A 12713-nucleotide genomic window follows, 5' to 3' on the forward strand; every position below is an offset into this window, starting at 1 on the left:
GTCCGCCCCCTGCCCCTGCCCTTAGGTTTTCATGGGCAAAAGCCCAATGAGGAAAAGATTATGAACGAACTGAGCAAATTCAACAATCCCATCGCCAAGATCGAAACCTTTGACCAGATCCAGATCGGGATCGCGTCGCCGGAGAAAATCCGTAGCTGGTCTTTTGGCGAAATTAAAAAGCCGGAAACCATCAACTATCGCACGTTCAAGCCAGAGCGTGACGGCCTATTCTGCGCGCGCATTTTTGGTCCGGTAAAGGATTATGAATGCTTGTGCGGCAAGTATAAGCGCATGAAGTATAAGGGCGTCGTCTGCGAGAAATGCGGCGTTGAAGTTACGGTCACCAAGGTGCGCCGTGAGCGCATGGGCCATATCGAGCTTGCTGCGCCGGTTGCGCATATCTGGTTCTTAAAGTCGCTGCCTTCGCGCATTGGCCTGTTGCTCGACATGCAGTTGAAGCAGCTTGAGCGCGTATTATACTTCGAAAACTACATCGTGACTGAGCCTGGCCTGACCGCACTGGAGAAGTTCCAGTTGCTGAGCGAAGACGAATTGCTCGACGCGCAGGACGAATATGGCGAAGACGCTTTCACCGCCAGCATTGGTGCCGAAGCCGTCAAGACCATGTTGATGGACCTTGACCTTGAACAAGAGCGCACCGACCTGCTCGACGAGTTGGCCGTTACCAAGTCCGAACTCAAGCCAAAGAAGATCATCAAGCGTTTGAAGGTCGTCGAAAGCTTCATCGATTCCGGCAACAAGCCCGAGTGGATGATCTTGGACGTCATTCCCGTCATTCCACCAGAATTGCGCCCGCTGGTGCCGCTCGATGGTGGCCGTTTTGCGACGTCCGATCTGAACGATCTCTATCGCCGCGTCATCAACCGTAACAACCGTTTGAAGCGCCTGATCGAACTGCGCGCGCCGGACATCATCGTCCGCAACGAAAAGCGTATGTTGCAGGAAGCTGTGGACGCATTGTTCGACAATGGCCGTCGCGGTCGCACGATCACGGGCGCTAACAAGCGTCCGTTGAAGTCGCTATCCGACATGCTCAAGGGCAAGCAGGGCCGTTTCCGCCAGAACCTTTTGGGCAAGCGCGTCGATTATTCGGGTCGCTCGGTTATTGTGACCGGTCCAGAATTGAAATTGCACCAGTGCGGCCTGCCAAAGAAGATGGCGCTCGAACTGTTCAAGCCGTTCATTTACTCGCGTCTGGATGCCAAGGGTCTTTCGATGACCCTGAAGCAAGCCAAGAAGTGGGTCGAAAAGGAGCGTAAGGAAGTTTGGGACATCCTTGATGAGGTTATCCGCGAACATCCCGTCTTGCTGAACCGTGCGCCAACACTGCACCGTTTGGGCATTCAGGCGTTCGAGCCTGTCCTGATTGAAGGCAAGGCTATCCAGCTTCACCCATTGGTCTGTTCGGCATTCAACGCCGACTTTGATGGGGACCAGATGGCCGTCCACGTTCCATTGAGCCTTGAGGCGCAATTGGAAGCGCGCGTATTGATGATGTCCACAAACAACATCCTGTCGCCAGCCAATGGTAAGCCCATCATCGTTCCTTCGCAGGACATGGTCTTGGGTCTATATTATCTTTCGATGGATCGCCGCGGCGAGCCAGGCGAAGGCATGATGCTGTCCGACATGGCCGAAGTGCATCAGGCGCTTGAAGTGGGTGCGGTCACGCTCCACTCCAAAATCATCGCCCGCGTCCCGCAGACCAGTGAAGATGGTGTTGAGCGTATGGTGCGCTTTGACACCACGCCTGGCCGCATGTTGCTGGCGGAAACGCTACCCAAGAGCCACCGCGTGCCCTTCGAAACCGTCAACCGCCTTCTCACCAAGAAGGAAATCGGCGACGTTATCGATCAGGTTTACCGTCCACACAGGTCAGAAAGACACGGTATTGTTCGCCGACGCGATCATGTCGCTTGGCTTCAAATATGCGTTCAAGGCCGGTATTTCGTTCGGTAAGGACGACATGATCATTCCGGAAGAAAAGACCGAAATGGTTGCCGAAACCAAGGCGATTGTTGCCGATTTTGAGCAGCAATATCAAGACGGCCTGATCACGCAGCAGGAAAAGTATAACAAGGTGATCGACGCCTGGTCCACATGCGGTGACAAGGTCGCCAATGCCATGATGGACAAGCTGAAGGCATCACCACTGGACGAACATGGCCGCGAATTGCCGGTCAACTCGGTCTATATGATGAGCCACTCCGGTGCGCGTGGTTCGCCAGCGCAGATGAAGCAGCTTGCCGGTATGCGCGGGCTAATGGCCAAGCCTTCGGGCGAGATCATCGAAACGCCGATCATCTCGAACTTTAAGGAAGGTCTGACCGTTCTCGAGTATTTCAACTCGACCCACGGTGCCCGTAAGGGTCTGGCCGATACGGCATTGAAGACGGCGAACTCAGGGTATCTGACACGCCGTCTGGTCGATGTATCGCAAGATTGCACCATCGTTGAAGTCGATTGCGGAACCGAGCGTGCCTTGGAAATGCGTTCGATCGTTCAGGGTGGTTCGACTATCGCCTCGCTCGGTGAACGTGTCCTTGGCCGCACCACGGCCGAAGACATTATGGGCCTTGATGGCAAGGTGTTGATCCCATCGGGAACCTTGCTCGACGAGCCAATGGTTGTCGCGATGGAAGAAACCGGCATTCAGGCGCTGAAGATCCGCTCGCCATTGGTGTGCGAATCCAAGGTCGGTGTTTGCGCTACCTGCTATGGCCGTGACCTTGCACGCGGTACGCCTGTGAACATCGGTGAAGCTGTCGGCGTTATCGCCGCCCAGTCCATTGGTGAGCCTGGTACACAGTTGACCATGCGTACGTTCCACATCGGTGGTGCAGCGCAGTTGAACGAGCAGTCCAACCTTGATGCCACGGCATCGGGTAAGGTCATGTATCGCGACCTGCCTAGCATCGTCGATAAGCGGAAGAAGCGTTTAGCGATGGCACGTAACGGCGAATTGATCATCGTTGACAAGGATGGCCGTGAAATGGAAATCCACCGTCTGCCTTATGGTGCGACTTTGGCATTCCCGGATGGCGCCGACGTCAATGTGGGTGACCGTCTGGCGGAATGGGATCCATTCACCATGCCGATCATCACCGAAAAGTCGGGTATTGTGAAATATCAGGACCTGATCGACGGCAAGACGCTGACCGAACAGACCGACGAAGCAACGGGTATTGCCCAGCGCGTCGTTATCGAAGATCGTGCCGGCAGCCGCACCAAGAAGGAAGACCTGCGTCCGCGCATTACCTTGTTGGATGACGATAGCGGCGAAGCTGCGCGTTATCTGCTTGGCATTGGCACGATGCTTTCGGTTGAAGATGGTGCAGTGGTGCAGGCAGGCGATGTTATCGCCCGTGTGACCCGCGAATCTGCCAAGACCCGCGACATCACCGGCGGTCTGCCTCGCGTTGCCGAATTGTTCGAAGCGCGTATTCCAAAGGACAATGCGATCATCGCCAAAATCTCAGGCCGCGTTGAGTTCGTCCGGGATTACAAGGCGAAGCGCAAGATTGCGATTGTGCCAGAAGAAGGCGATCGTATTGAATATCTGATCCAAAAGTCCAAGGTGCTCGACGTTCAGGAAGGCGATTTCGTTCGTAAGGGCGACAACCTGATTGCGGGTTCGCCGAACCCGCATGACATTCTTGAAGTCATGGGCATTGAAGCACTGGCGGAATATCTGGTTGCCGAAATTCAGGAAGTATACCGTCTGCAGGGCGTGAAGATCAACGATAAGCACATCGAAACGATTGTTCGTCAGATGCTGCAAAAGGTTGAAATCACCTTCGGTGGCGACACGACTTTGCTTCCGGGCGAACAGGTCGACCGCGAAGAAATGGACGCGATCAACGCAAAGCTGACCAAGGGTCAGGCGCCAGCAACGGGTAACCCCGTATTGCTCGGCATCACTAAGGCATCGTTGCAGACACGTTCGTTCATCTCAGCAGCATCCTTCCAAGAAACCACGCGCGTCCTGACGCAGGCTGCTGTGGAAGGTAAGAAGGACATTCTGACCGGCCTGAAGGAAAACGTCATTGTTGGTCGCCTGATCCCTGCGGGTACGGGCTCTGCCATGAACCGGATGCGGATTGCAGCGACGAGCCGCGATGTTGCGCTTCGTGCCAGCTACAAGAAGCTGCAGGAAAGCCTGATTGCGCCAGAGACAGCAGCGGAAGAGCATGCTGCCGAACTGGCACAGGGTCCTGAAGCCGCGATAGGCGACGATGTGTTGGCAAAGGTTATTTCAGATGACCTGACCACCACCGACGCAGCTATCGACGATGTCGTTGATACGAGCAACGCGGAATAACCTTCGCTTTCAAGGCAAACAAAAACCCGCCGGAGGTAATTCCGGCGGGTTTTTTGTTGGCCCGCTTTGCCCCCAACAATATGGGCGTAAATGCCTAGAATTTACCCGACAACGACAGTTGCAACAACGGGTCCAAGCTACGCTCACGGCTCACAATCTGCCCAAGGCTGCCCGATGCCCGTGTCCCTGCATAGATGAAGCGGTCCCGTCGGGACCCTGCCATGTCCGTCACTTGAAAGCGGATCGTTCCCAGTTTAAACTTGCTATATTCGATGAAAATCGTGGTCCGAGTGCCCTCTTGCTGTTGGCGCTTTTCGTTGAAGAAATAAGCAAAAGTAGCGTCCTGAACGCCGAACGACGCGCCATAGACGAGGCCTAAATCGGCCATATCATAACGAATGTCCCATTGCTGATGCCATAATGGCCGATATGATACACGTCGGTTAAGGCCCGTCACGGGGTCTGTAACACGGCTGCCATGATAATGGCCAACATATCGGACCTCTAAACCCGCAAAGCCGATAGGCTTGGTCAGCCAATCCAGCGGCAGCGTGATTTCTAACTCGCCATTCCACTTTGTGCTTTTACCAATATTGCCCGCGCCATCAAATTGCGCGGTAATATTGCCGCCAGCGTCGCGAACGGTAATCGGAACCAGATCCTGTGTATCGCTGACAAGCCGATAATCGCCCAGAAACTGTATACTGCCGCGATCTAGGAATTTGTGCCGGATCAATGCCGATAATGTCGTGGTCTTCTCCGGCACCAGATCGGCATTACCTGCATCCACCTGATTTCCGGCGGACACGTCCACCGATGTCGCAAATTCGTTGAAGTCCAATTGCGCCACCTGCCGCTCCGCCCGCAGTTCTAACGTGGTCTGGGGACTGATCGTCCAAGTGGCGATTGCGCGTGGCTTGATAAAGGTAAAGCTGCGTTCTGCGGTGCTGTCACCGGACAGCGTCAGCTTCGAAAACTCGGCGATTGCGCCAGCTTCAATCTTCCACGCTGGCCCAAGCGTCCATATATCGCTGATAAAAGGTTCAAACCGCGTTTCTTCGACCAAGACATTTGACGCCGGGAAGTTTGTGACGGCGCCTGCTACGGAGTTCGCAGCACTGAAGCGTGCGGCCAAGCGATTGTAAGCCATCTCAGCGCCAAATTGGACCGCATGCCTGCCTAAACCGCCTAAATCATTCTGCATGCGTATAACGGCTTCTGTGGGGGTGTTTCGGCTTCGTGTTTCGAACAGCGACACTGGCTGTGCAATTCGGGCAGTTTCGATGCTGCTGTCGTTGCTCTCCTGCGCTGAACGATACAGCAGGACGATCTTGGTATTGGTCTTGGGCAAAATGGAAAATTCGATGTCGCCGCCCAATTCATAACTCAGATCGCTGATTGGCCCGCTGCGGAGCAGTAGCTCATCACCTATATCCGCGCCATTACTGTTGAAATATTCCGCCTCGCGCATGCCGAAACCGTCGCTCCAGCGCAATTGGCCATTAAGGTTAACCTTCGCACCGCCAAAGCTGGTTTTAATCGCGCCACCGAGCGCAGCCCGGTCATTTCCGTCTTTACCATTGTAAAAGCGCCGTTCGATAAGCGCGGCGGAAGCTGTCTTAAAATCTTCAGGACCAAAACTCAGCCAGCGCTGCGAAGAAGACGAAAAATTTAATTCATAGCTGGTGTCGCCGCGGCGCATTGTCGCCGATGTATTGATTGACGGCTGGAACCCATAACGCGTTCCCGCCGATATGGTGGCCTCATATGTCCCGTTGATCTTTGCGGAACGCTTGCGGACGACATTGACCACTTGACCTTGCCCCTGTGTTTCGGTGTCTGCACCCGCTTGCTCCGAAAGCGATATGAAGGCGACTTGGCTCGCGGGTATCCGTGATAGGATCTTAAAAATGTCATCGGATTTGGTTGCGGGACGATCACCGTCAATCAGAACATTGCCGGCATTTTCACCGAAACCTCGGCGACCATCACCTTGATCAATGGAAAAGCCGGGAATGCGCCGCACCATATCGAGCGCGGTCACTGGCGCATAAGCCGCAAAAAAATCAGGGTCGAATTTCCGGCTACCCGTTGGCGTCACGGACATATCGGCGTTGGCGCTATCGACATTCGCATTGGCAACGCCGGGCACAGACAAGATAACCGCTGCTGTGGTCAGCAACGCCCGCTGAATTTTCAAACCAAACATCTAAAATCCTCCCGCAAGACCCATAATATCTTCATCTATTGTGAAGTCATCACGGGTTAGCAGTGCGGGATGATCATCCGCCAGCCACCTTCGACAAACGGACTATTGGGTCGACAAACAGCAAAAGGGATAAGCTTCAGTCGTTTGTCGATGTGCGTAGCCATTTGGTAGACAGTAAGTGTCGTTACCGACCGTCCCGCTCGTCCTCAATTTGATCGCGAATGTCCTGCGCTTTTTCGCAGGCATCTCTGTCACCATCGGCGCAGCGTTCTTGGACTTTTTTCAACTGCCGGGACAGCTTACCCAAACTCTCTTCGCGCTTACGCATTTCGCGCCCACGTTTTTCATCGGATTCCGACTGGCTGGTGGTCAGCACATCAGCAGTTTTGGACACAATCTTGCCCGGCGCTGTGACAACACTGGAGACCACGGACGCAACGCATCCTTGCAACAAAATCATGGGCGCTATCGCCAACACCAAACGCACATTCCGTCCCAAAATAATTCTCCCGGAAATTTTACTTCAGCAAATTCAATGCAATTGCTCTAATCTGCTCTGCCATATCTGGGCGTTGCAGCGCTAGTGCTAAATTGGCTTCGATATATCCCACTTTTGATCCACAGTCATAGCGGTTGCCGTTAAATGTGACGGCGTGAAAGGGTTGCCGGCCGATCATCTGTGCCATGGCGTCGGTAAGCTGTATTTCGCCGCCTGCGCCTTTTTCCTGACCTTCAAGTATGCGCATGACCTCCGGCTGAAGGATGTAACGCCCAGACACGATCAAGTTCGAAGGCGCATCCTCAACCTTTGGCTTTTCAACTAAGCCCAATATTTCGGTCACCGCGCCATTCGCCACACCCGGTGCAATCACACCATAGCTGGAAACAGCATTTCGCGGCACTTCAAGCACGCTGATAATGTTCCCGCCAATCTGGTGATACGCATCGACCATCTGCTTCATACATCCCGGCGATCCGTGCATAAACTCATCGGGTAGGAAGATGGCAAATGGCTCATCGCCAATAATATCACGCGCGCACCATATCGCATGGCCAAGGCCCAAGGGCTCTTGCTGCCGGACATATACGCAATTACCGGGACTAAGCCGCGTGTTTGCCAAAACCGACACGTCTTTACCGCGTGCTGTCATTGTGTGTTCAAGCTCAAACGCGATGTCGAAATGATCCTCAATGACGCTTTTGCCCCGACCAGTGACAAAAATCATCTGCTCTATGCCAGCCTCGCGCGCTTCATCCACCGCATATTGAATGAGCGGGCTGTCAACAATCGGAAGCATTTCTTTAGGAATGGCTTTCGTCGCGGGCAGGAAGCGCGTTCCCAATCCAGCAACAGGAAAAACAGCCTTTCGAACAGGTTTATGTGTCATAAACTCCGCTTAACGCCTGAAACAACAAAGTCTACGCAGACTTAGCAATCCGTGCGGCAAATCCTTTTTTCAACTTTGCCAATTTTGGCGGAATGACTGCGAGGCAATATGGGTTGCGCTGTCCTTCGCCGTCCCAATATTCCTGGTGATAATCTTCGGCAGGATACCACATGGCGGGGCCCTCAATGGTCGTCACAATGGGTGTGGGCCAATCGCCCGCGGCCTTTTGTATACCCGCTTCGGCCTCTGCGCGCTGTTCGTCGGACAATGGGAAAATGGCCGAACGATATTGAGTGCCGATGTCATTGCCCTGCCGATTAAGCTGCGTCGGATCATGTGTTGCAAAGAATATTTCGAGCAAATCGGCATAGCTTATGACATCGGCATCGAATGCGATGCGAATTGCCTCGGCATGGCCCGTATTTCCGCCACATATGTCTTTGTAAGTCGGATCGACCGTGTGGCCGCCAATATATCCGCTTACGACACCGCTAACGCCCTGCAGTTGTCCAAACACGGCTTCGGTGCACCAAAAACAGCCTCCGGCAAAAATGGCTTCTTCTTGCGGCATAATCTATCCTTGAACTTGGGCGGCGTTTTCAGCCTTTGCCGCGTCCCCGCGCACCACCAGAAGGTACATGGCTGGCGTGACAATACGTGATAGCAAAGTAGAAGAAATCAACCCCCCGATTAACACGATTGCCAACGGTGAATACAGGCTGCCGCCAAACAAAGCGAGCGGCATCAGGCCACCTATCGCGGTCACGGACGTGAGCAGGACAGGTAAGAATCGCACTTCACCCGCCTTTTCAATCGCTTCGCGCAAGCCAAGGCCGCGCTGCCGCAACTGCGTGGTGAAGTCGACTAGCAATATGGAGTTTTTAATCTCGATCCCGACCAAAGCGATAAATCCGATGATCGCAAGAAAGGACAGGTTGTTACCGGTGATCAGCAATGCGATTAGGCCGCCAAAGGTGCCCAAGGGAATGACGCCGGCGACGACCAAAGCTTCCTTAAACCTACCAAATTCGGCCACCAATATGGCGAATATGCTGAACAAGGCCACCACCACCACCGGGCCGAAGCCTGCAAAGGTATCATTGATTTTCTCTGCCTCACCCCCCACCGCGATGGCGTAGCCGGGCTTGAGCGGAATCTGGTCCATCTGCTTTTTCGCATCGACATTCACTTTGGACACGACGACACCGTCGGTGATCTGGGCCGTGACGCCAACATAGCGCTGCAGATTATAACGATAAATGGCGGCAGGCGTTGATTCCAGTGTCGGGTTTGAAATCTCCGCCAATTGAACGGCCTGTCCGCTTCGGTTCGAAACATAGATCGATTCCAACGCCGAAACCGGCTGCGTCTCTGCCAATGGCAAGCGAACAACAACGGGGTAGCTGTCCCCTTCGGTGTCACGATAGGTGCCAGCTCGTTCGCCACTAAGCGCAAGCCGTATCGCCCGCCGCGCGGCACCCGCAGGCACATCGAGCAACGCCGCTTTGGCATCGTCAACGCGTATATCCAAATCGACCTTATCAAACGCAACTGGGTTGTTAATGTCTCTGGTACCGGGGGTGTCGCGCAAGACTTGCTCCATTTGCCCCGCGAGACGTTTTAGCTCGTCCTGATCAGGGCCATAGACGCGAAACTCGACAGGGGCATTGATTGGGGCCCCGTTCTGAAACAACATCAGCTTGATCCGCGCACCTGATATTTGATCCAATTGCTTACGCAACCTATCGACCATCGCTCTGGACTTGGTGCCTTCCCACTTATCCATGATTGCAATAACTTCGCCATGGGTCGGGTTTTCGCCACGCTGAAATACATTGTAGAAAATGGGCGGATTATAGGCGCCAACATTTTCGGCCCGTACTTTGATCGCGGGTTCGGTTTTCAGAACGGCGGATACCTGGGCGACAATGCGGCCCGTTTCGGCGACACTCGCGCCTTGCTGCGCTTCCACCGTAACGCGGAAATAAGATGTATCGGCGTTTGGAAACAGGCTGAAACCCAGTATTGGCACAAGCGAAAATGCCGCGCATGTGCCAATTAATGCACCCCAAACGGAGCGGCGAGGCCGGTCGAGCGCCCAATGGAGCATCGGGTGGTAAAAGCGGTCAATTTTGCGCATCAGCCATTGCAGAAGCGGGCTACCTGCCTCCGGCTCATCGCCTTTCAGGATTCGGCTTGCAAGAAACGGGACGATCGTGAGAGAAACAATCATCGATGCCGTAATCGTTACAACGATGGTGCCGATGAAGCTCTGGATGAATTTGCCTGCCCCTTCCGGCAAAAAGAACAAGGGCAAAAAGGCAAAGACCAAAACGCCGGTCGACCCCAAAACCGCCATCGTAATTTCTTTGGTGCCGTCAATCGCCGCTTCGCTTCGGCTTTTCCCCATGCGCAGGTGCCGGGCGATATTCTCGACCACAACAATCGAGTCATCGACCAATAATCCCAATGTCAGGATGAAACCCGCGACCACCAATTGGCTAAGGTTAAAACCATAAGCCGATATCGCCAGCAGACCCGATGCAATAGACAGCGGAATCGATATCATCACGATGACCGACGCCCGCCAGCCCAAGGGCAGCAGAGTGATCAGCACAAGAAATAAGGCGATTACGAAGTCGCGGGCGAGCTCGTTCAAGCGTTTACGAATATCCTTGCTTTGGTCAAACTGGATGACGGCCTGTATATCGGGCGGCAACAACGCCTGTTGTCTTGCAAGTTCTTCAACCAACCGATTGCGTAACTTCGTGGCATCGGTACCCTGTTTTTGATTGGCGGTAATGAAGACGGCGCGCTTGCCATTATGGCTGACTTTCACGCGCTGTTCCGCGGCGCTGATTTTTACGTCAGCGACATCTCCGACACGGATTATCGACCCGTCGTTCGACCGAATCGGAAGATTACGAATTTTTTCGAGTTCACGAAATGCGCCGCCTGTCTCCACATTGAATCTGCGTGCACCGCTGATGACCGCGCCAGCGGGCACATCGGCACCGCCAACGCGGATCGCATCGACCACAACGCTTGCTGGCAACCGCAGCTCGGCAAGCCTGCCGGTATTTATCGCAACGCTGATTTCCGGTTGGGGTAGGCCGTAAATTTCTGCCTGACGGACCTCTTTATCCCGCCCCAAGGCCTCGCTGACATCGCGGGCATATTTTTCCATCCGGTACCAGCTTGCACTATCGCTCAGCAGCGCAATTTGGAGAATTGACGCATTTGTCGTGCGGATTTTTTCGAATTGCAGGCCCTGAAGATCCGCAGGTAGTTGGTTCCGGATCGCTGTGACCTCACGCACCGTGTCGTTGAAATACTGGTCCGGATTACCCGCCCAATCGAACTCCGCCCGAATAACCGCATTACCGTCGCTGCTTGCGGATACAACGCTTTGGACATCCTCAAGCCCCTGAACCAGTTCCTCAATCGGCTTGGTAATGGTTTGCTCAATCTCTGCCGCGTCGGCCCCAGGCTGCAATGCCACAATTGACACGACAGGCATCGAAAAATGCGGGTCAACCGCGCGGGGAACTTGCTGAAATGCAGAAAAGCCCAACGCGCACAGCAGCGTGAACAGCACAAGGGTCAGCTGCCATCGACGAATTGCAAACTCCGCGATATGCATGGACTATGGCAGTCCCTTGACGATACGCACGGCAGACCCGGTGCGCAGTTTTTCCAAACCGGACGTCACGATCTTGTCGCCCGGCTGTACCCCACCCGACACATTAACGAAGTCATCAGCTACCCGTTGTATGATGACATTGCGCGTTTCAACGCGGTTCTTGGCATCCACCACATAAACCAAGCCTTCGCCCGCGCGGACGCCAAACAAAGCGCTTGCCGGAATTTGTAATATTGTCCCATCGTCCGACGCTGGCAACCTTATGATTGCTGTTCCTATCTGCCCCGACCGCAATGTTGGCCGATTGGGCAGCCGAAATTGGACGGAGAACGCCCCGGTGGCCGCGTTTGCGCGACCGTCAATCTCCGATATCGTCGCCGTCAGCGGTGAATCACCTGCGGATTCAATCAATATATCTGCCGCCATACCAACGCGCAGTTTCGACGCGTCACGATCAACGATTGGAACGCGGAAGACAAAGCCGTCGTCGGCCTCCCCCAAAATAAGCGCTGGCGTTCCAGCGGCGATGACTTGCCCGGCCTGCACATTGCGCATCAGCACAACGCCGTTTGAAGGGGCGTATAGCTGCGCCGTGTTGCGCGCAAAACTTGCCTGCCGCACACGCGCGTCTGCGCCCTTTAACGTCGCTTCAGCGGCCTCAAACCGCGCCTTGGTTATCCAGCCATCGGCGTAAAGCGCGCGGACACGGTCAAACTCTGCCCGGGCGCGATCACGCTCGGCTGTCGCGACACTCATGTCCGCGCCAACATTCGTCGTGTCGAGCGCAGCCAACAATGCGCCGCGCTTTACAACGTCACCTTCTTCGAAACGCACAACAGCGACCTTGCCTGCGGTTGTAAAACCCAGAGGCGTTTCGCGGCGATAACGTACCGTGCCAACGGCGTTGATCTCCCGATCTGCCGTCTGATTTCCTAAAGTGAATATCTCGACGGGAAAGGCGGCCTTGGGCGCGCGCTTGCTTTCGCGCGCGCTGTCGCTGCACCCAGAAAGGGAAATCAGCAGCAATAAGCCCGTCAAAAATTTCGAAGATACTGGCAAACGGTCCTCCCCTGCGCGGCTTTAACGCATGTGATAGTTGAATATTCGTCAGGATGAAATAGCGTTTTGATA

General features: G+C 54.5%; 8 protein-coding genes. 2 read left to right on the forward strand and 6 right to left on the reverse strand.

What is annotated here, in order from left to right:
- The first annotated feature begins 60 nt into the window (after positions 1–60).
- Positions 61–1980 carry a DNA-directed RNA polymerase subunit beta' gene (gene rpoC / locus HEQ18_RS05325; RefSeq protein ID WP_432815798.1) on the forward strand — a complete coding sequence of 640 codons (1920 nt, stop codon included), beginning with the start codon at positions 61–63 and terminating at the stop codon, positions 1978–1980.
- Positions 1981–2014: 34 nt separating this feature from the next.
- Complete coding sequence (locus HEQ18_RS05330; RefSeq protein WP_432815963.1) at positions 2015–4342, forward strand: hypothetical protein; 2328 nt, start codon at positions 2015–2017, stop codon at positions 4340–4342.
- 94 nt (positions 4343–4436) lie between these two features.
- Here HEQ18_RS05330 and HEQ18_RS05335 read toward each other — a convergent pair whose 3' ends face one another.
- The 6 genes from HEQ18_RS05335 to HEQ18_RS05360 form a co-directional block, all read right to left on the reverse strand.
- Positions 4437–6551 (reverse strand): hypothetical protein, encoded by a 2115-nt coding sequence (locus HEQ18_RS05335; RefSeq protein ID WP_432815799.1) that lies wholly within the window; start codon positions 6549–6551, stop codon positions 4437–4439.
- Positions 6552–6735: 184 nt separating this feature from the next.
- The gene (locus tag HEQ18_RS05340; protein ID WP_432815800.1) at positions 6736–7038 is read right to left on the reverse strand and encodes a hypothetical protein; all 303 of its coding nucleotides are present in this window, start codon (positions 7036–7038) and stop codon (positions 6736–6738) included.
- 31 nt (positions 7039–7069) lie between these two features.
- Positions 7070–7939 (reverse strand): UTP--glucose-1-phosphate uridylyltransferase GalU, encoded by an 870-nt coding sequence (gene galU, locus HEQ18_RS05345; RefSeq protein WP_397604759.1) that lies wholly within the window; start codon positions 7937–7939, stop codon positions 7070–7072.
- Between the two features lie 31 nt (positions 7940–7970).
- A complete protein-coding gene (gene msrA, locus HEQ18_RS05350) occupies positions 7971–8510 on the reverse strand; it encodes a peptide-methionine (S)-S-oxide reductase MsrA (protein ID WP_432815801.1) in 540 nt (179 codons plus the stop codon).
- 3 nt (positions 8511–8513) lie between these two features.
- The gene (locus HEQ18_RS05355) at positions 8514–11582 is read right to left on the reverse strand and encodes an efflux RND transporter permease subunit (RefSeq protein ID WP_432815802.1); all 3069 of its coding nucleotides are present in this window, start codon (positions 11580–11582) and stop codon (positions 8514–8516) included.
- Between the two features lie 3 nt (positions 11583–11585).
- Entirely contained in the window at positions 11586–12641 is a 1056-nt protein-coding gene (locus HEQ18_RS05360) for an efflux RND transporter periplasmic adaptor subunit (protein WP_432815803.1), read from the reverse strand.
- Between the last annotated feature and the right edge of the window lie 72 nt (positions 12642–12713).

This window comes from Sphingorhabdus sp. (assembly GCF_050921905.1).
Classification (GTDB): Bacteria; Pseudomonadota; Alphaproteobacteria; order Sphingomonadales; family Sphingomonadaceae; genus Sphingorhabdus_B.

Coding starts and splice junctions, on each gene's coding strand:
- rpoC (WP_432815798.1), top strand. CDS start 61: ATGAACGAACTGAGCAAATTCAACAATCCCATCGCCAAGATCGAAACC.
- HEQ18_RS05330 (WP_432815963.1), top strand. CDS start 2,015: ATGGTTGCCGAAACCAAGGCGATTGTTGCCGATTTTGAGCAGCAATAT.
- HEQ18_RS05335 (WP_432815799.1), bottom strand. CDS start 6,551: ATGTTTGGTTTGAAAATTCAGCGGGCGTTGCTGACCACAGCAGCGGTT.
- galU (WP_397604759.1), bottom strand. CDS start 7,939: ATGACACATAAACCTGTTCGAAAGGCTGTTTTTCCTGTTGCTGGATTG.
- msrA (WP_432815801.1), bottom strand. CDS start 8,510: ATGCCGCAAGAAGAAGCCATTTTTGCCGGAGGCTGTTTTTGGTGCACC.
- HEQ18_RS05355 (WP_432815802.1), bottom strand. CDS start 11,582: ATGCATATCGCGGAGTTTGCAATTCGTCGATGGCAGCTGACCCTTGTG.